The organism is Methylorubrum sp. Q1 (genome assembly GCF_004683995.1).
Lineage (GTDB): Bacteria > Pseudomonadota > Alphaproteobacteria > Rhizobiales > Beijerinckiaceae > Methylobacterium.
The window spans coordinates 318,706-337,691 of the sequence record NZ_SRHQ01000001.1; the positions used below are offsets into that span (position 1 = coordinate 318,706).

At 69.3% G+C, this 18,986-nt stretch carries 19 protein-coding genes; 11 read left to right on the forward strand and 8 right to left on the reverse strand.

The features are described from left to right. Positions 1–9: 9 nt before the first annotated feature. The 3 genes from lepB to E4V01_RS01280 form a co-directional block, all read right to left on the reverse strand. A complete protein-coding gene (lepB, locus tag E4V01_RS01270) occupies positions 10–816 on the reverse strand; it encodes a signal peptidase I (RefSeq protein WP_083530829.1) in 807 nt (268 codons plus the stop codon). Between the two features lie 130 nt (positions 817–946). Further along, positions 947–1,357, reverse strand: a complete 411-nt coding sequence (gene acpS, locus E4V01_RS01275; protein ID WP_060769787.1) for a holo-ACP synthase — start codon at positions 1,355–1,357, stop codon at positions 947–949. After that, complete coding sequence (locus E4V01_RS01280) at positions 1,354–2,103, reverse strand: pyridoxine 5'-phosphate synthase (RefSeq protein ID WP_135297128.1); 750 nt, start codon at positions 2,101–2,103, stop codon at positions 1,354–1,356. Before E4V01_RS01280 ends, acpS begins: the two co-directional genes overlap by 4 nt. 168 nt (positions 2,104–2,271) lie before the next feature. On the opposite strand from E4V01_RS01280, the gene E4V01_RS01285 reads away from it, so the two are divergent. From E4V01_RS01285 to E4V01_RS01295, 3 genes are all read left to right on the forward strand, one after another. Continuing rightward, entirely contained in the window at positions 2,272–3,687 is a 1,416-nt protein-coding gene (locus tag E4V01_RS01285; protein WP_060769785.1) for a sensor histidine kinase, read from the forward strand. A 111-nt stretch (positions 3,688–3,798) separates the two neighbouring features. Next, positions 3,799–6,381, forward strand: coding sequence for an ABC transporter permease (locus tag E4V01_RS01290; protein ID WP_135297129.1), 2,583 nt, complete (start codon positions 3,799–3,801; stop codon positions 6,379–6,381). Between the two features lie 217 nt (positions 6,382–6,598). After that, positions 6,599–7,366 (forward strand): Bax inhibitor-1/YccA family protein, encoded by a 768-nt coding sequence (locus E4V01_RS01295; RefSeq protein WP_135297130.1) that lies wholly within the window; start codon positions 6,599–6,601, stop codon positions 7,364–7,366. A gap of 68 nt (positions 7,367–7,434) precedes the next feature. Here the strand turns inward: E4V01_RS01295 and yidD are convergent, their stop codons facing one another. Both yidD and E4V01_RS01305 read right to left on the reverse strand, forming a co-directional pair. After that, positions 7,435–7,815, reverse strand: a complete 381-nt coding sequence (yidD, locus tag E4V01_RS01300) for a membrane protein insertion efficiency factor YidD (RefSeq protein WP_135297207.1) — start codon at positions 7,813–7,815, stop codon at positions 7,435–7,437. A gap of 44 nt (positions 7,816–7,859) precedes the next feature. Next, positions 7,860–8,345 (reverse strand): iron-sulfur cluster assembly scaffold protein, encoded by a 486-nt coding sequence (locus E4V01_RS01305; RefSeq protein WP_135297131.1) that lies wholly within the window; start codon positions 8,343–8,345, stop codon positions 7,860–7,862. Between the two features lie 223 nt (positions 8,346–8,568). Between E4V01_RS01305 and folE the strand changes: the two genes are divergently transcribed. The 3 genes from folE (at position 8,569) to E4V01_RS01320 (ending at position 10,956) form a co-directional block, all read left to right on the forward strand. After that, positions 8,569–9,378, forward strand: a complete 810-nt coding sequence (folE, locus tag E4V01_RS01310; RefSeq protein WP_060769781.1) for a GTP cyclohydrolase I FolE — start codon at positions 8,569–8,571, stop codon at positions 9,376–9,378. 100 nt (positions 9,379–9,478) lie between these two features. Then, positions 9,479–9,901 (forward strand): phosphoribosyl-AMP cyclohydrolase, encoded by a 423-nt coding sequence (hisI, locus tag E4V01_RS01315; protein WP_135297132.1) that lies wholly within the window; start codon positions 9,479–9,481, stop codon positions 9,899–9,901. Beyond that, positions 9,898–10,956 carry a patatin-like phospholipase family protein gene (locus E4V01_RS01320; protein ID WP_060769779.1) on the forward strand — a complete coding sequence of 353 codons (1,059 nt, stop codon included), beginning with the start codon at positions 9,898–9,900 and terminating at the stop codon, positions 10,954–10,956. The genes hisI and E4V01_RS01320 overlap by 4 nt, the downstream gene beginning before the upstream one ends. Positions 10,957–10,984: 28 nt before the next feature. Here E4V01_RS01320 and E4V01_RS01325 read toward each other — a convergent pair whose 3' ends face one another. The 3 genes from E4V01_RS01325 to E4V01_RS01335 all read right to left on the reverse strand — a co-directional run bounded on the left by E4V01_RS01325 (position 10,985) and on the right by E4V01_RS01335 (position 13,737). Continuing rightward, the gene (locus E4V01_RS01325; protein WP_060769778.1) at positions 10,985–11,416 is read right to left on the reverse strand and encodes a CBS domain-containing protein; all 432 of its coding nucleotides are present in this window, start codon (positions 11,414–11,416) and stop codon (positions 10,985–10,987) included. Positions 11,417–11,774: 358 nt separating this feature from the next. Then, on the reverse strand, positions 11,775–12,662 hold the full coding sequence (locus E4V01_RS01330) for a transporter (protein ID WP_135297133.1): 888 nt from the start codon (positions 12,660–12,662) through the stop codon (positions 11,775–11,777). Between the two features lie 250 nt (positions 12,663–12,912). Continuing rightward, a complete protein-coding gene (locus tag E4V01_RS01335) occupies positions 12,913–13,737 on the reverse strand; it encodes a rhomboid family intramembrane serine protease (protein ID WP_135297134.1) in 825 nt (274 codons plus the stop codon). A gap of 241 nt (positions 13,738–13,978) precedes the next feature. Here E4V01_RS01335 and E4V01_RS01340 point away from each other — a divergent pair, with 241 nt between their 5' ends. The 5 genes from E4V01_RS01340 to E4V01_RS01360 all read left to right on the forward strand — a co-directional run bounded on the left by E4V01_RS01340 (position 13,979) and on the right by E4V01_RS01360 (position 18,833). Further along, positions 13,979–14,599: a PAS domain-containing protein gene (locus E4V01_RS01340; RefSeq protein ID WP_135297208.1), complete on the forward strand. Its 621-nt coding sequence runs from the start codon at positions 13,979–13,981 to the stop codon at positions 14,597–14,599. Between the two features lie 209 nt (positions 14,600–14,808). Then, entirely contained in the window at positions 14,809–15,432 is a 624-nt protein-coding gene (locus E4V01_RS01345; protein WP_056192118.1) for a PilZ domain-containing protein, read from the forward strand. A gap of 587 nt (positions 15,433–16,019) precedes the next feature. After that, positions 16,020–16,679 (forward strand): transglutaminase-like cysteine peptidase, encoded by a 660-nt coding sequence (locus tag E4V01_RS01350; protein ID WP_060769775.1) that lies wholly within the window; start codon positions 16,020–16,022, stop codon positions 16,677–16,679. A gap of 206 nt (positions 16,680–16,885) precedes the next feature. Continuing rightward, entirely contained in the window at positions 16,886–17,590 is a 705-nt protein-coding gene (locus E4V01_RS01355) for a transglutaminase-like cysteine peptidase (RefSeq protein ID WP_060769774.1), read from the forward strand. Between the two features lie 127 nt (positions 17,591–17,717). After that, the gene (locus E4V01_RS01360) at positions 17,718–18,833 is read left to right on the forward strand and encodes an ATP-binding protein (RefSeq protein ID WP_135297135.1); all 1,116 of its coding nucleotides are present in this window, start codon (positions 17,718–17,720) and stop codon (positions 18,831–18,833) included. Positions 18,834–18,986: the final 153 nt, after the last annotated feature.

The following is an 18,986-nucleotide window of genomic DNA, read 5'->3' on the forward strand; positions in this document are numbered from 1 at the left end:
GTAAGAAGATCAGTGAATCGTCGAGAAGATGCGGCTCCAGCGCACGTCCGACGGCCAGCGCCAGATCTGCCAAGCGGGGGTGCGCTCGTCGATGGAGAAGAAGATCATCTCGGCGCGGCCGACGAAGTTCTCGAACGGCACGTAGCCGACGCTGGCGAGGTCGCGCGAATCGGTGGAGTTGTCGCGGTTGTCGCCCATCATGAAGAAGTGACCGGGCGGCACCGTGTAGACCTCGGTGTTGTCCCAGAAGCCGCGGTCGCCGTCGCGCTCGATCACCCGGTGGGTCACGCCGCCGGGCAGCGTCTCGTTGTACTGCGCGACCTTCACCGTCTGGTCGAAGGCGTCCAGGGTCTCGTAATCGGCGATGCGCTCGCGCTTGACCGGCTTGCCGTTGATGTTGAGCACGCCCTCGATGACCTGGATCTTGTCGCCGGGCAGGCCGATCACGCGCTTGATGTAGTCGGTCGCGTTGTCCTTCGGCAGCTTGAACACGGCGATGTCGCCGCGCTTCGGCTCGGCGGCCCAGACCCGGCCATGCGCCTGGAACGGCAGGTACTCGGAGAGCGGCAGGGAGTATTTCGAGTAGCCGTAGGTGTATTTCGAGACGAACAGGTAGTCGCCGATCAGCAGCGTCGGAATCAGCGAACCCGATGGAATGTTGAACGGCTGGAACAGCAGCGTCCGCACCACCAGCGCGATCAGCAGCGCCTGGACGCCAACCTTCACGGTTTCCCGGATGCTCGCCCAGGTTCCGGGCTCGGCCGTCCGGATCTCCGTCTTGCCCTCGCGATCCAAGCGCGCGCGTCCCATGCTCATGAGTGAAACAGCCTCCGGCCCCGCCGTAGGATCCGCAGCCACGTTCCACGTGGCGGTGACTGTCCTGCTGGGCGGCGGGTCTAGACTAAGGCGCGCCGCCCCGCAACGCGGCGCTCGAATGAATACAAACCTATGATGCCGCTCCGACCGGCACCGCCTCGATGATGACGAAGGCTTGTGCCAGGGGCGGTTCGTCCGTGAGGGTCAGGTGAAGGCGCGCCTCGTGCCCCGCCGGCACCATGCGAGCGAGGTGTTCCCGCGCACCCCCGGTCAGGTTGAGCGTCGGTTGGCCGCTGGGCAGGTTGACGACCTCCATGTCGCGCCAGAACACGCCCTGGCTCATACCGGTGCCGAGCGCCTTGGCGCAGGCCTCCTTGGCGGCGAAGCGCCGGGCGTAGGAGGGCCCACGCGCGGCGCGCCGGTCGCATTTCGTCCGTTCGCCGTCGGTGAAGACGCGGTGGGTGAAGCGCTCGCCGAAGCGTTCGAGCGAGGACTCGATCCGGCGGATGTCGCAGAGATCGGTGCCGATGCCGAGGATCACGGTTCGGCCTGCCGCCGCGCCCGGTCCATCGCCGCGCGCATGTCGTGGACCGCCTGCCGCAGGCCGACGAAGATCGCCTCGGCGATCAGGGCGTGGCCGATGTTCAACTCGCGGATCTGCGGCAGCCCCGCCACGGGGCCGACGCTCTCCACGGTGAGGCCGTGGCCGGCATGGATCTCGAGGCCGAGGCCGGCGCCATGCGCGCTGGCCCGCACGATGCGGCCGAGTTCGTGCGCGATCCTTCCTCGATCGCCCTCGATCACCGCCTCGCAATAGGAGCCGGTATGCAGCTCGACCACGGGCGCGTGGAGGGCGTGGGCAGCCTCCATCACCGCCTCGTCGGGTTCGACGAACAGCGAGACGCGGATGCCGGCTTCCGACAGGGTGGCGATGCGCGGGGCCAGATGCGCGCGGCCGGCGATGATATCGAGGCCGCCCTCGGTGGTGCGTTCCTCGCGCTTCTCCGGCACGAGGCAGGCGGCGTGCGGCCGCGTGGCGAGCGCGATGCCGACCATCTCGTCGGTCGCCGCCATCTCGAGGTTGAGCGGCACCGGCAGCTTCCGCAGCGCCGCGATGTCGGCGTCGCGGATATGGCGGCGGTCCTCGCGCAGATGCGCGGTGATGCCGTCGGCGCCCGCCGCCACGGCCTCGTGGGCGGCGCGCACCGGATCGGGTGCGATCCCGCCGCGGGCGTTGCGGACGGTGGCGACGTGATCGATGTTCACGCCCAGGCGCAGGGACGACACGGCTGGCTTTCCGATGCTCGACGGATCGAAGGGCTGACGGTGTAGCGGCTGGCGCCGGTGCTTGGAAGGGTGCCGGGCGGCGGCGACGCGTCGAAGGTTTGGGGAAAGCCGCGGGACGGATCGCGTTTCACGTCGCCCGAACCCGTGCCGGCGTGTAGCTCTGAGGCGATGCACAAGCTGCTGATTCAGCTCGGCCTTCGCTTCGACGATCCCCACGAGGAGCGGTCGTTCGTAAGGAGCTTCACGCTCGACGATCTCGGCCGCACGCAGGCCGCGATGGTGCTGGGCGCTTTCGTCTATTGCTCGTTCTCGGCCATGGACTGGATTCTCAGTCCCGACGCCTGGGCCGTGGCCACCGCGCTGCGGCTCGCCGTCGCCGTGCTGGTCCTGCTGCCGGCGACCCTCCTGCTCAGCCGGCCGGACGCCCGGCCTTTCGCGGAACGGATCTACCTCGTCTACTGCGTCGTGCCCGGCTGCATGCTCAGCGTGATCTATGTCTTCCTGCGGCCGAGCTTCGACCACGGCGCGGCGGGCCTGATCGTGGTGATCCTGTTCGTCTCGACGCTGCTGCCGCTGCGGGTTCCCTCGTTCGCGGTGTTCGCCGTCCTGACCTGGACCTGCTTTGCCCTGTTCGAGACCATCGCGACGCACGACAATCCCGGCCTGGCCCTCGTGAACAATGCCGAGATCGGCGCGGCCTACGCGCTCTCGCTCTATGGGGTCGGGGCGCGGGAGTTTCGCGCACGGCGCCAGTTCCGGACCACGGGGGAGTTGCAGGTCGAGAAGGAGCGCTCGGAGGCGGCACTGGCCGAACTGCGCACCGCCCAGGCGCAACTGGTTCAGGCCGAGAAGCTCGCCGCGCTCGGCCAGCTCGTGGCGGGCGTGGCGCACGAGATCAACACGCCCATCGGCCTCGCGCTGACGACCGCGACCGCGTTCGACCACGACCTTGCCCAGCTGCGCCGGTCCGTCGCCTCGGGGCAGATCCGCCGGTCCGATCTGACGCAGAGCGTCGATCGGCTGAGCGAGGGCGCGGGTTTGGTCTTCGCCAACCTGACGCGCGCCGCCGATCTGGTTCACAACTTCAAGCAGGTCGCGGTCGATCAGGCGACGGAGGACCGGCGCCGCTTCGAGATGCGCCCCTGGCTCGCCGAGTTGATGAGCACGCTCGATCCGATCCTGCGGCGCAAGGGCCACGAGGTCAGGCTCACCTGTCCCGACGGGATCCTCCTCGATTCCTATCCGGGCGCGCTGGCGCAGATCGTCAGCAACCTCGCGCTGAACGCCGTCGTGCACGCCTTTCCCGAGGGCCGCTCCGGCACGCTCCGCATCGACGTGAGCCGGCTCGGCGAGACGCAGATCCGGATGACGGTGCGGGACGACGGACGCGGCATCCCGCGGGAGAACCTGCAGCGGATCTTCGACCCGTTCTTCACCACCGGACGCGACAAGGGCAGCACCGGGCTCGGCCTGCACATCGTCTACAATCTCGTCGTCTCGACGCTGCGCGGGCAGATCGCCATCGCGAGCGAGGAGGGGGTCGGGACAGGGGTGACGATCGATTGTCCCGTGACCGCGTCGTGAAGCCGTTCTGATCCGCAAGGATCGATGCGGCGGCGCGAGCAGTTGCGTGCGCCGCGTCAATGCCCAGATTGGCCCCGCCGGCCCGACCGGTGGCGAAACGCTCGAGCCCGCATGCACGGCACGTTGTCCCAGCCGGATTCTTCGAAGCCGGCCCCCGCCTCCCGCCTGCCGTTGACCCTCCGGCTGGCCTTGCGCGAGTTGCGCGGCGGGCTCGCCGGCTTCCGGGTGTTCATCGCCTGTATCGCGCTCGGCGTCGCGGCGATCAGCGGCGTCACCTCGATTGCCGCCTCGCTCTCGGGCGGGCTCGGGCGCGAGGGCCGGCGGATTCTCGGCGGCGACATCACCTACAGCCTGATCAACCGCGAGGCGACGCCGGCCGAGCGCGCCGTACTGGAGGGGCGGGCGCCGGTCTCGGAGGTGGTGAGTCTGCGCGCCATGGCGGTGGCGGGCGATGGCGGCGCGGCCCTGGTCGAGCTGAAGGCGGTCGATCCGAGCTATCCGGCGGTCGGCACGGTCGAGACGGACCCGCAGATGCCGGTGCAGGATCTCATCGCGGAACGGGACGGCATCTACGGCGCGGCGGCCGATCCGGCCCTGCTGACCCGGCTCGGGCTCAAACCCGGCGACCGGGTGACGCTCGGCGGCTTTCCCATCGAGATCCGCGCCGCCCTCGTCTCGGAGCCCGACCGGATCGGCTCGGGCATCGGCTTCGGGCCGCGCCTGCTCGTCTCACTCGCCGCGCTGCGCGCCACCGGCCTGATCCAGCCCGGCAGCCTCAACCGCTTCACCTACCGGCTCCAGATGCCCGGTGCCGACGACGCGCGCCTGACGGCGGTCAACACGGCGGTGCAGACGGCGCTGCCCGAGGCCGGGTTCGAGATGCGTTCGCGCGACAACGCCGACCCGCGCTTCGCCAAGGGCATCGAGCGCTTCACGCAGTTCCTGACGCTCGTCGGGCTCACCGCGCTCATCGTCGGCGGGGTCGGCGTGGCGAATGCCGCGCGCGCCTTCGTCGATGGCAAGCAGGCGTCCATCGCTACCCTCAAGAGCGTCGGCGCGCCGGGCTCGCAGGTCGTCGCGCTCTACCTGATCCAGGTGATGCTGATCGCCGCGGTCAGCACCGTGCTGGGTCTCGCCATCGGTGCAGCCCTGCCGTTCCTCCTCGACCTTGCGCTCCGCGACCAGCTTCCGCTGCCGCTCAACCCCGAGATCGCCCCCGCCCGCCTCGCGCTCGCCGCCGCCTACGGGTTGCTGACGGCGCTCGCCTTCGCGATCCTGCCGCTGGGCCGCGCCCACGACGTCTCCGTCGCCGGGCTGTTCCGCGATGCTGTCGATCCGGCCGCGCGCCGCCCGCGCTGGCGCTATCTCGCGGTGCTCGCCGCCGCCCTGCTCGCGCTCGCGGGCCTTGCCCTCGTCACCGCCTTCGACCGCAAGGTCGCGCTGATCTTCATGGCGGCGGCCGGCCTCGCCTTCGGCGGCCTGCGTCTCGTCGCCGCGGGGCTGATGGCGCTGGCCGCGCGCCTGCCGCGGCCGAAGGGGATGGTGCCACGGATGGCTTTGGCCAACCTCCACCGCCCCGGCGCACTGACCCCGGCGGTGGTGCTCTCGCTCGGCCTTGGCACGACGCTGCTGGTGACGCTCAGCGCCATCGACAGCAACATCACCCGCGCGCTCGAAAGCTCGCTGCCGGGCCGCGCCCCGAGCCTGTTCTTCCTCGACGTGCCCTCGCGCGACGCGGAGGCCTTCTCGGCCTTCCTCGGCGCCCGCGCGCCCGACGCCAAGATCGAACGGGTGCCGATGATGCGCGGACGGATCACGGCGCTGAACGGCGTACCGGCCGGGCAGATCAAGCCGCCGGAGGACGCCGCCTGGGTGCTCGACGGCGACCGGGGCATCACCTACGCCGAGACCCCGCCCGACGGCTCGTCGATCGTCGAGGGCGCGTGGTGGAGCGCGGACGAGGGCCGCACGCCGCTGGTCTCCTTCGATCTCGAACTGGCACGCGCGCTCGGGCTGAAGGTCGGCAGCACCGTGACCGTCAATGTGCTCGGCCGCCCGATCACCGCGCGGGTCGCCAACCTGCGCAAGATCGAGTGGCGCTCGCTCGGCATCAACTTCGTGATGGTGTTCTCCCCCGGCACCTTCCGCGGCGCGCCGCATGCCGACCTCGCGACCCTGACGCTGCCCAACGGGCCCGACCCGAAGCTGGAGGCGGAGGTGGTTCGCGATGCCGCGAAAGCCTTCCCCTCGGTGACGAGCGTGCGGGTGAAGGACGCGCTCGATGCGGTCAACGACCTCGTGCACAAGCTGGTCCTGGCGATCCGCGGTGCCAGCGTCGTCGCGGTGCTCGCGAGCCTGCTGGTTCTGGCCGGCGCGCTCGCCGCCGGTCACCGCGCCCGGCTCTACGACGCGGTGGTGCTGAAGGTGCTCGGCGCCACGCGGATGCGCCTGCTCTCGGCCTACGCCCTGGAATACGGCGCCCTCGGGCTCATCACCGCGCTGTTCGGCATCCTGGCCGGCTCGGCCGCGGGCTGGGTGATCGTGTCCCGGGTGATGCGCCTCGATTTCGCACCCGACCCGATGGGCGCCCTCGCGGTCGCCGCCTTCGCGGTCGTCTTCGCGGTGGCCGTAGGCCTGACCGGCACATGGCGCATCTTGGGACAGAAGCCGGCCCCCTATCTGCGGCAGTTCTGAAAACGCACCACGACGATTAAGCGAAGATTTTCATCCCGCTCGAACTACAAAAAACTTCGTTATCCAGCCGGGTTGAAAACGCGGCCCTGCGCTGAAGGCCCACTTGTTTATGGTTCTTCAAGCGAACATATTCGAGCGTAAGGCGCGCCCGATGCGCCAGGGGTCGCGCGTGGACCCCGTCACAACTCCGCGCCGAGAGGTTTCAAGGGAAACTTTCATGGCATTCGACAACAGCCCGTTCCGTGCCGGCGCCCAGCCGCAGGGGTACGCTGGCTCTCAGGTCGAAGTCGACCAGGGCCTGCGCAGCTTCATGCTGGGCGTCTACAACAACATGGTCGTCGGCCTCGGGATCTCCGGTCTCGTGGCACTGGCCCTCAACATGGCCGCCGTCGCGCAGACCGGCGCCGGCCGCGTCGCCCTGACCCCGTTCGGGCAGTTCCTCTACACCAGCCCCTTCAAGTGGGTGCTGATGCTGGCGCCGCTGGCCTTCATCTTCGTGTTCTCGTTCCGGATGGACCGCATGTCGGCCTCCTCGGCACGCACGATGTTCTGGGCGTTCGCGGCGGTGATGGGCGCCTCGATGTCCACCCTGCTGCTCGTGTTCACGGGCGCCAGCGTGGTGCGGGTGTTCTTCATCACGGCGGCGACCTTCGCGGGTCTGAGCCTCTACGGCTACACCACGAAGCGCAGCCTGTCGGGAATGGGCTCGTTCCTGATCATGGGCCTGATCGGCATCATCATCGCCTCGCTGGTGAACCTCTTCCTGGCCTCTTCCGCGCTTCAGTTCGCGATCTCGGTGCTCGGCGTCCTCATCTTCGCCGGCCTGACCGCCTACGACACGCAGAAGCTCAAGGAGATGTACCTCTACAGCGGCGTCGATGCCGAGGGCGCGGCCAAGATGTCCATCAACGGCGCCCTGACGCTGTACCTGGACTTCATCAACATGTTCCAGTTCCTGCTCTCGCTGCTCGGCGACCGCCGCTAAGCGACGAAGCAGTATCCGAAACGAGAAAAAGCCCCGGCCGAAAGGTCGGGGCTTTTTCATGTGCGCCGTCACCCGGCCGGCGGGCCCGCAGCCCCGCTGGCCGCGCAACGCTCTTCCACCGCCTCACACACCAAGGGTGGCGGCGCCTCGACACCGCGCCAGCGGCCATAGGACCAGGGCCGGTGCCATACGGCCGACTCCGGCAAGTGTTCGGGAACGAGGTCGATGCCGTGCGTACCGAACGGGCCGCAGCGGCAAAGGCGGGCAAAGCCGATCCATCCGCCGGCCCAGAGGCCGTGCCGCTGGATCGCCTCGTCGGTATAGGCCGAGCAGGACGGCCAGTGCCGGCATTGGCGCCCGATCAGCCCGGACAGCGTGAGCTGGTAGGCGCGGATCGCTCCGTGCGCCGCCCGGCGAATCACGCGGCGACCGGGCTCCTGTTGTCGCATCATCCTTTGTCCGAAAAAGAAGCAGCCACCGTCCGGGGCGAGGCTCAGGCCGCCTCGGGCGCCCCGGCCCCCTTGCCGGAACTCTTGCCGGCATCCCTGCGGGCGGCGATCTGATCGAGGGCGTCCACAACGGCGTCGAAGGTCAGGAGCGTGGAGGCGTGACGGGCCCGAAAGTCGCGCACCGGCTCCAGCACGGCGAGATCCGCCCATTCGCCCTCCGGCGCGGGGCCGTTCTCCTTCAGCATCGCCCGCATCCGGGCGCGAACGGCGCGCAATTCCTCGGCCGTCGCGCCGACGACGTGGCGGGCCATCAGCGAGGAGGAGGCCTGCCCGAGCGCACAGGCCTTCACGTCGTGGGCGAAGTCGGCGACCGTGACGCCGTCCGCTTCCAGACTGAGATCGACGGTGACGGTCGAACCGCACAACTTGGAATGGGCCGTGGCGGTGGCATCCGGTGCCGCCAGCCGGCCGAGGCGGGGAATGTCGGCGGCCAGTTCCAGGATGCGGCGGTTATAGATGTCGTCGATCATCGCTGACACGCCTTTCGCGGCGCCTGTTCGAGTGAGGTCGCAGGATTCGTTGCGCCAGATACGCATGCCATGCATTGCGCGACGGCGCGATTGCGACGATATAGGCGCGACACCGCCATTCCGCGAGAATGGTACCGTCGACCCCGGTCACGCCCTGGCCCAGGATTCGGATCGTTCGAGGGCGTCGGCACTTGAACGTTTAAGACGCCCGGACGGATCGACGATGTACGCCAAGCCCGACAGCACCACCCTGAAGGCGCGTGTGGCGAAGGCCGGAGATGCCATGGATGCCGCTCTCAAATCCCTGTCCTACGGCATGAGCGACGACGAACGACGCATGAGTGCCGTCGGCCTGCAAGAAATGCGCGGCGCCAACGATCCGGGCCGTCCCGACTTCACGCCCGACATCGCGCCCCTGCCCGAATCGGCCCAGCGGGTGCCGAACGAGGTGGCGCTCGGCCGTCCGAGCCGGCAGGAGGCGGAAGCCGCCGTGCGCACGCTCCTGCGCTGGGCCGGCGACGACCCGACCCGAGAGGGGCTGATCGAGACCCCCGCCCGCGTGGTGAAGGCCTACGAGCAGCTCTTCGGCGGCTATCGCGCCGACGCGGACGCGCTGCTGGAGCGGGTGTTCGAGGAGGTCGAGGGCTATTCCGACGCCGTTCTGGTGCGCGACATCCCATTCTACTCCCATTGCGAGCACCACATGGTGCCGTTCATGGGGCTGGCCCACATCGCCTATTACCCCACCAAGGGCGTGGTCGGCCTCTCCAAGCTGGCGCGCGTGGTCGATGCCTTCGCCCGACGCCTGCAGACGCAGGAAACCATGACGGCGCAGATCGCCGACACGATCGAGAGCATCCTTCAGCCCCGCGGCTGCGCCGTGATGATCGAGGCCGAGCATCTCTGCATGGCGATGCGCGGCGTGCAGAAGGCCGGCGTCTCCACCATCACCACGCAGTTCCGCGGCGTCTACAAGAACGATCCGTCCGAGCAGGTCCGCTTCCTGACCTTCGTTCGGAACCAGAAGGGCTAGGAGTGCCTCACGAAACCCCAGGCCACCGCCGCTTTTCCCTCGAGGCAGAACGGCGAGCGGGCGTTTCGGGGGAGACACTCAGGCACCCGGGCCTGCGGCCATGACCGAACGATTCGCTTCCCCCGGCACCCGCGCCGAGGTCGAGGAGGGCGCAAGGCTGACGCCGCGCTTCGGCCCCGACGGACTCGTGGCTTGCATCGCCGTCGATGCCCATGACGGGCGCGTGCTGATGCTCGCGCACATGAACGCCGAGGCCCTCGCCCGCACCCTGGAGACCGGCGAGGCGTGGTACTGGTCGCGCTCCCGCGGTGAACTCTGGCACAAGGGCGCGACCTCGGGGCAGATCCAACGGGTCGTGGAGATGCGGGTCGATTGCGATCAGGACGCGATCCTGATCCGGGTGGACGTCGGCGGCGACGGCGGCTGCTGCCATACCGGCCGCCGCTCCTGCTTCTACCGCGCGGTCGAGCGCAACCCTACGACCGGCGCCGTCACCCTCGCGCCGGCCGACTCGGATCGATGATGTTCGAGGCATCCCGTTCCGCCGTGCCCCATTTTCCGGACGGGGCCGTGGAACCGGTGGTGCCGCGTTTCCGCTCTCCCCGCATCGGTCTCGCGCTCGGCGGCGGCTCGGCCCGCGGCTGGTCGCATATCGGCGTGATCGAGGGATTGGAGGAAGCCGGGATCTTCCCGGAAGTGGTCGCGGGCTGCTCCATCGGCGCCGTCGTCGGCGGGGCCTACGCTGCGGGCCGCATCGGTGCCCTCAAGGCGTTCGCGCTCTCGCTCACCCGGCGCCGGGTGGTCGGCCTGCTCGACCCGCGCATCACCGGATCCGGCCTGATCGCGGGCGAGCGCCTGCGCCGCCGTCTCGCACGCGAACTCGACGGTTTCCGCATCGAGGATCTGCGCCTCGCCTTCGCCAGCGTGGCGACCGAACTCGGCACCGGCCACGAGGTGTGGCTGTCCCGCGGCCCCTTGGTCGAGGCGGTGCGGGCGTCCTACGCCATCCCCGGCATCTTCCCGCCCGTCGCGCTCGAAGGGCGCCTGCTGATGGACGGGACGCTGGTGAATCCGGTGCCCGTCCGCCTGGCCCGCGAACTCGGCGCCGACCTCGTCATCTGCGTGAACCTCGCCTGCGAGATGCGCGCGCCCGCGACGGTGATCCGCCCCGAGCGGGACGATCCCATGTTCGACGCTCCCGAGGAGCCGGTCGAGCGGGCAATCGAGCAGACGCTGGAGGCCACCGTGCGCCGCCGGGGCCGTTGGGCCCTGCTCAGCGGCGCGAGCCGCCGCCTCATGGGCCGCCGCCGCAGACCGGAACCACCGCCATCCGTCGGCCGGCCGAGCCCCGGCGTCGCCCGTGTCATACTCGACGCGTTCAACATCACGCAGGATCGGATCTCACGGGCACGGCTGGCGAGCGAACCGCCGGACGTGGCGATCCGGCCGCTTCTCGCCGAGTTCGGGCAGTTCGAGTTCCACCGGGCAGCCGATGGAATCGCCCTCGGCCGGCAGGCGGTGCGGGCGGCCCTGCCCGAGATCCGGCGCATGATCGCGAGTGCGGCGGCGCGCGGTTGAAGCCGCCGCGGGCGATACGGGCCCGAAATCAGGCCATCGTGATGTAGTCGCGCATCGCCTGATGCTCGGCTTCGACGGTGGCGATGCGCCGCTTCACCACGTCGCCGATCGAGACGACGCCGACGAGACGCCCGTCCTCCACGACCGGCAAGTGGCGGAAGCGGCCTTCCGTCATCGTCTCCATCACGTCTTCGATGCTGGCGCGCCGGGTGCAGGTCACGACCTTCGTGGTCATGTGATGCGAGACCGGGCGGTCGAGGGCCGAGGCCCCTTCGCTGGCCAGCGCCCGCATCACGTCGCGCTCGGACAGAATGCCGATCACGCGGCCATCGGCATTGCCGACCACGAGGGCACCGATCTTCTTTTCGGCCAGCAGATGGATCGCCTCGTCGATGGTGCGATGCGGCGGCACCGTGACCACTGAGCTGCCTTTCTCTGCCAGGATACGCGCAACGGTCATGAAGTCTCCTCCCAAGGGTGCCCACACCGTCAGCCCGCGGTGCGGGAGCGGATACGACCGGGTTGGCCCCGGTTCTGACCTGGGCGAGTGTGTGGCGCCTTGGTCGTGCTGGCAAGCGCCGGACGAGGCGCTATTGTTCATGAAAGAACAAATTCGGAAGAAAAATTCAGTTCCGCCGGTCGGGGTTCGACGGCGGAGCGGTTTCGATCCGGCCCCGATGCGCCGGTGGGATCCGCAAGGCATCGCACGACACCGACGCATCGGCCGGGGTCAGCGCGCAACGAAAAAGCCGACCACGATGGCGGAGCGCCATCGGGGTCGGCTTCGGGTCGTGCCGTAACAGCGCGTGAAGCGTCTCTCAGCGCCCCTGGGCCTGACGCCGGGTGATCAGGGTCCGGTTCGGCTCGGCCTCACCCTTGTTCTGAAGGAACGGGACGATGACGCGCAGCCAGCCGCGGGTTTCCTTGCCGCCGTAATTTCGCTCGGCCACGTCGCGGGTGACGTAGCCCTGCACGTTCATGAAGCCGAAATTGTAGCCGACGAGGCCGCCGACCGCGATCTGACCCTGCTGCCGGTAGCCGACGACGTTGGTCGTGAGATCGACCGAGCCGAAGGCCACGGGGCCGACCTGCCACTTGCCGAACTTCTTGGTCAGGGTGACGTCGAGGTTGAGGTAGTCGGGATAGAGCACGCCGTTGGGCGAGCGCGGCTCCAGGATGTGGCCGTAGAGCAGGTTACCGGTGATGGCCCAGTCGTTGGCGGCATAGGTGAGCGCGAAGCGGTGGCTCAGCGAGGGCGACTGGGTCAGGAAGCGGGTGTCCCAGGGGAGGTAGCCGCCGAGAAGGTAGCTGACGCCGACGCCACCGCCGAGATCCCAGGCGAGCTGGCCCGCCAGCAGGGGCTGCCCCCAGCCGCTGTTGTAGGGGTTGCCGCGCACGCTGGAGGCGGCGATGGGCGCGACGAAGATGAACTGCACCTGCCCACCGAGAACGGAGAAGGGCGTCGCCCACAGCAGAGTCGGAAGGTTGACGTTGCTCTCGGAGTCGAGCGGCGCGGTCTCGCGCACGCCGAAGCTCGAAAGGTTCACGGCGTAGAAGCCCTTCGGAAACGGCGCACCGAACGGCACGCCGATGGTCTGGCCGGGCTGCGCGGCCGAGGCGGCATGGGCGGCTGTGCCGCCGAGGCCCCACGCGGTGGCGGATAGGGCAAGCCCGAGGCGGGCAATGACGGCTGCTCGATGTTTCACCGGGGTCCACTCTCCATCAGGAACGAAGCGATCATTTGATAGTTTCGTTTTAATCCGCTTCCGTTCACTTTATCGACGGTCGAGCTGGCGGTTTTATTGCCGCCTCAAGTCCAAAAACCCCCGCCGTGGCGCCAAAGCCACAACGCTTCTTGGCTGACCTTACAAGTCTTTGGCGTGACTTCGCTTTATCTTCGATTCCCTCTCTGACGGCGACGATGTCTTGGGCGTTCGCGACAAGCGTCTCAAGCGTCTAATGCCGCACGCGGCGAGCGCCTCGCTCCATCAGTGGCAGGAGGAAGAACCCTGCGGCAAAGCCGCCGAGATGCGCGTCCCAGGCGATCGGCCCTTCGCTGCCCCCGAGCGGTAGGGCCAGGACGCCGAACAGCAGGTTGGTGACGAACCAGACCCCGAGGAACAGCACCGCCGGGCGGTTGCGCAGCAATTCCGGAATCGTCTGCAGCGTCGGCTGCGGCGGCAACTGCCAGGGCGCCCCGGCCACGAAGGGCGGCGGGGGCTGGAACACGAAGCGGGCCGCCGCCGCCATGAGGGCCGAGATGCCGGCCGAGGCGCCGACCAGCGGCATCAGGCTGTAGGGATCGACGAAGAGATGGACGAGCGCACCGACCACGACGCCGGCGAGCGCCAGCAGGCCGTAGCGCAGGACCCCGTAGCGACGCGCGACCGGGGTGCCGAAGACGGCGAGCCACACCGCGTTGAAGATGAGATGCACCCACGAGCCGTGCAGCAGGGCGTAGGTCGCGCCGGTCCAGGGCATCGCCGACGGCTCGGCGACGAGGTAGCGGGCGAATTCCTGGCGCGCCGCGGCGATATCGGGCCGACCCGCCCCCTCCCCCGCCGCCCGGACGATCTCGGCCGCGGAGGCCGGATCGAACGCGGCGGTCCAGCGGGCGGGGATGAAGGCGAGGTTGAGGAGCACCGACAGGTCGAGTTCATCCGGCAGGACGGTGCGAACGATGTGGATCGCGGCCAGAACCGCGATCGAGACCGTGACGACTCCCGGCAGGTTGAAGACGGGAACGCGGCCCTGGTGCGGCAGGTCGGGAGAAGCATCCATGCCGCACCATGTCGGGGGGAGGTGCGCCGCCGCAAGGTCCAATCGGGCACAGGGTCGGTCAATTGCCGTCGAATTCGTAAATTGCTCGTTAAGGTTAAGGATGGGTTGCGCAAGCATGCCGGGACGCGACGGCATAGGGTGTGCGGACGAGGACCATGAACGGCGCATGGTGACGCGTTTCGTCCCGTGCCGACCGAAAACCGAGCCCGTTTCGAACCGGGCCGTACCGATGCGGAACACCATGAAGCATCCGACCAGCCGTCAGCTTCACCTCTACTGGGACCGGCTGCGCGGAGAGCGGTCCGCGCCCGAGCGCGGTGAAATCGAGCCCGGCGAAATCCGCAACCTGCTCGCCGACAGTTTCATTCTGGAAACCGATCCGGCGCGGCGGTCGAGCGCGGTGCGCCTCGCCGGCACGCGCCTGTGCGCCCTGTTCGGGCGCGAATTGCGCGGCAGCTCCTTCGTCGATCTGTGGGGCGAGCGGCAGCCGGCCTTCTCCGATCCGTGGCACCTCGTCGAAACCGTCACCGGCGATACGGTGGGCGTGGTGGCGGGGCTCACCGGCTTCACCGCGCGGGATGAGACCCTCGATCTCGAACTCCTGCTCCTGCCCCTGCGCCACAGGGGCAAGACCCAGGCCCGCATCCTCGGCTCCCTCAGCCCGCATTGCATCCCGACCTGGCTCGGCAGCCGCCCGATCCTGCGGCTCGAGGCGGTTTCCCTGCGGGTGCTGGAGACCGTCGCGCCGGAGCCTGCGGCGATGCGAACCTTCGTGGACGCCCTGCCCGAGCCCGCCAACGATGCCCGTCCCGTCCGATTCGGCCATCTGCTGGTCCACGAGGGCGGGCGCGGCAACGCCTGACCCCGCGCCGGCCGGGGCGTCGCCCCGCACGGTGGATCGGTCTGCGTCAACGAAGGAAACGGGATCCGTCACGCTCGGTGCGGACCGTCTTCGTTGCCACATCCCGCTTTCGTGACCCGTTCGCGATTCAAGTTCGGCGTGCCTGCAAGCCTTTTGTAACCGCAACGTGGCTAGTGATTCGGCTGGAACACCGAGACCGCCGAGCTGACATGACCGAGCTTTCCCGATCCGGGATGGCCCCCACCCTGTCCGACTACGCCGCCGAGCAGCGCCGGCACCAGCGGGTGCGCGCGACTCTGCTCGGTCGCTACATGCTGGCGGACCGTCGCGAATACCCGTGCCAGACGGTGGACATGTCCCCCGGCGGCGTCCGTCTGACCTGCGCCGTGATCGGCGCGCTCAACGAGCGCGTGGTGCTGTATCTCGAACAGATCGGCCGGCTCGAAGGGGTGATCGTCCGCCACCCTCCGCGGGGTTTTGCCATGCGGATCAACGCGACGCCGCGCAAGCGCGACAAGATCGCGTCCCAGCTCATGTGGCTCGCCAACCGCGAGAGCCTCGGCCTGCCGGAGGGCCGGACCAACGAGCGCCTTGTGCCGAACCAGCCCGGCGTGACCCTCCGCCTGGAGAGCGGTCGGTTCATCGCCGCCCGGATCATCGACATCTCGATGTCGGGCGTAGCGCTCGCGACCGCCTCGTCGCCGCCGATCGGCACGCACATCCTGGTCGGCTCCACGCCCGGGCGGGTGGTGCGCTACTTCGAGGGCGGCATCGGCGCCCAGTTCATGCTGCCGATCTCGCCCGACCGCTTCCACGAGGGCATCACGCTCTGACGTGACGGGGCGCCCCATCGGAGCCCTTGCCCGACCGACAACCCGATCCCGCAGGCCGGCTCCTGAACGGAGCGTTCCGCCACGCCGGGTCCGAGGTTTAAGAGTGCCTCACAAAACTCCCGGTCCCTGGCCGTTCTCGCTCTGGCGATGACAGCGTGTCGGGAGTGTTGTGAGGGACACGAAGGATCGCCGGCCCGAAGGGACGGTGCCCGGTCGTCCGGCGGGATGACCGGACCCGGAACGAGGCGTGCGGCTGATCCTGCTCTCCCAAGCCGGCCCCCTCTTCCGGATCTTCCCAAGGTCCGCCTCGTCCGCAGCAGAGCGGCGAAGCCTGCCGCATGCCCCCCTCGTCGTGCCAGCGCGGAGCGCGGTGGCCGGCGCGCTCGCGGTCACGTCGGACGGCGGCAGTCAGGGTTTCCCGAACCCTAACGCGATCCCCGGCATTTGCCGCGGATCCGTGAGCCGCAATTCGCCCTCCCGCAGGAGCGGATCGTTGCCGGGGCGAATCGATAAAATTGCGCGGATCGGCTTCAGCGCGGCGGAGGAGATGCGGCGACATCCTGGCCTCGTTCGAAGGAAACGCCACGATGCGCACCACCGGGACGGGTCATTTCAAGTCGGGTCTCCGGATGGGGATGCTGACGCTGCTGGCCCTCTGCGTCGGCTTCATCGGCGCCGCCGAGGCACAGACGGCCTCGCAGATGGCTGCCCTGCCCGCGGCGACCGTCGGCCTCACCCCCGGCGCCACGGCCAAGCCGATCCTGGCCTGGACCGAGTTCTGCCAGTCCTATCCGGCGGAATGCGCCTTCGACCGGGACGAGCCCGCCCGGATCACCCTCACCCCCGCCATCTGGTCGAGCATCGTCTCGGTCAATCGCCGCGTGAACCGGACGATCGACCCCATCACCGATCAGGATCATTGGGGCCGCCCCGACCGCTGGGATCTCGCCGAGGACGGTGCGGGCGATTGCGAGGACTTCCAGCTCCTCAAGCGCCGGATGCTCGCCGCGGCCGGCCTGCCGCGCCGGGCGATGCGGATGACGGTGGTGATCGACGAGAAGGGCGAGGGCCATGCCGTGCTCACCCTCGTCACCGATCGCGGCGATTACATCCTCGACAACAAGACCAACGCCGTGATGCCCTGGCACGAGACCGGCTACGTCTTCATCAAGCGCGAGGGGCAGGACGCCCTGGCATGGGTTTCGCTCGGCGGGGCCAGCTCGCCCGTGACCACGGCGAACCGCTGATCGGCTTCCGGCTCGGCGGCTCGCTCCCGCACGGCTGAAGCCGATCGGGCGGGCGGGTGTGACCGGATTGCCAGCCTGATCGGGGTTGTTTCACGGTGGCACGGATAAGCGGCAATCCGCCTTCATCCTTCCGTCACTTTCGTATTGAGCCGGGCGCCGGCCCGTGCAAGCTTTGCTGGGAAACAGGGGCGGCAGGACGGTCGGCCATGCGGTACGCGGTGCTTCGGAGCGTCGGCGACGGATCGGCGTTCCCCCGCGGGAACGTGAGGCGGCGCCTCCGCCGGGCGGCCCATCTGTCCCTCGTCGGCGCCACGCTGCTGCTCGGCGGCGCCGCAGCGCCGGTCCAGCCGAGCCAAGCCCGCACCGTCGCCAGCCTGCCCGAAGCGGGCACCGCCGCCGATGCCGGCGCGCCGGCCCGGCCCGTGGCCGCCTGGAACGATTTCTGCGCCCGGTACCCGTCGGAATGTGTGGTCGATACCGCCGAGCCGGCGCTCGTCGCCCTGACGCCCGCTTTGTGGAACACGCTCACGACCGTGAACCGCCGGGTCAACGCCCGCATCAAGCCGATCACCGACATGGCCCATTGGGGTGTCGTCGACCGCTGGGACTTTCCCGATGACGGCTTCGGCGATTGCGAGGACATCCAGCTCCTCAAGCGCCGGATGCTGGTGGAGCGGCGCCTGCCGCGTCGGGCGCTGCGCATGACGGTGGTGATCGACGAGATCGGCGAGGGCCACGCGGTGCTGATGGTGCGCACCGACCGGGGCGACCTGATCCTCGACAACAAGACCAACGCGGTGCTGCCGTGGCAGCGCACCGGCTACAGCTTCATCAAGCGCGAGGGACAGGACGGCCGGGCCTGGGTCGGCCTCGACAACGGCACCTCGCCCGTCACCACCGCCAACCGCTGATCCGGATCGACTTTCGAGCGTTGACGGCCATGCCCCTGCCGCGCTCCGGACCATCCATGAGACGTCCCATCGCCCGCCGGGCCTCGTCGCCTCCTGCCAACGCCCTCTCTCATGTCGGCGCCGCCGCATGATGTTGTCCGGCGCCGCGGCCTCTCCCCCCCCGGAAGGGGGAGCCGAGACGGGCTTCCTCGCCTTGCTCCCCCTGCCCGCGCTCATCCTGGCGGGATCGGAGGCCGGGCCGACGATCGCGGGCGTCAACCCCGCCTTGCTGGCGCTGACCGGCTTCGACGAGGCTGCTTTGGTCGGCCACGGGATCGAGGTGCTTACCTGCCACCACGGCAATCACGCGGGCTGGGCGCCCTTGCGCGAGGCCCTGGCCCGCGGCGAGGCACAGAGCGCCGAGCTGCTGTTCGGCCGCAACGGCGGCGCCTCGTTCTGGGGCGAGATCCACCTCACGGTTCTCCCCGGCGAGGGCTCCCCCCGCTTTCTCGGCCAGATCGTGGACGTGACACGGCGGCGGGATGCCGAGGACGCCCTCGCCCTGTCGCGGCAGCGCGAGGCGCTCGGCCTCCTCACCAACAGCGTCGCGCACGAGTTCAACAACTTCCTGCAAATCCTGATCGGCTACATCGACGGGCTCAAGCGGCGCCTCGGCGACCGGCCCGAGCCCTTCGTCCAGCGGGCCATCATCCGCTCCACCGAGGCGTCCGAGCGGGCCGCCGTGCTCACCCGCCAGCTCCTCGCCCATTCCCGGCGGATCGCGCCCGACCTGCGCCCGGTCGATCTCGCCGCGGCGGTGCGGTTCGGTCTCGACCGGCTGCGCCCCATCCTGCCGGCCGGGATCCAGCTCGACCTGTCGATCCCGGACGATCTGCCGCCGGCCCTGTGCAACCCGATCCAGCTCGAACTGGCTCTGGGCCACATCCTCGCCAATGCCTGCGAGGCGATGTCCGGTCACGGCCGCATCCGCGTCGCGCTGTTCGCCATCGAGCCGGGCGACCGCTCGCTCCAGCGCCCGGAGGCCGGGGCTGTCGGTCTCACGGTCGCGGATACCGGGCACGGCCTGTCCCCGGAGATGCTGTCGCGGGCGCTCGCTCCCTTCGCCACCACCCGCGAATCCGGCCGCGGTGCGGGGCTCGCCATCGTGCACGGCCTGATGAAGCGCCAGAACGGCACGATCTCCATCGAGAGCCGGCCCGGCGAGGGCGCGACCGTACGGCTGGTTTTCCCGGCAGCCCGGTGACGCCCGACCCCGCAGGCGCCCGTCTCGGGACGCCTCGACGCTCGCTTTGGAAAAACGGACACGTGCCAGAGCGTGGCGGTTCGTGAGACACTCTTAACCGTTCGAAACTCACCCCTGGATCGGGACTAAAAATCCCGCTCGGACGCCACCATC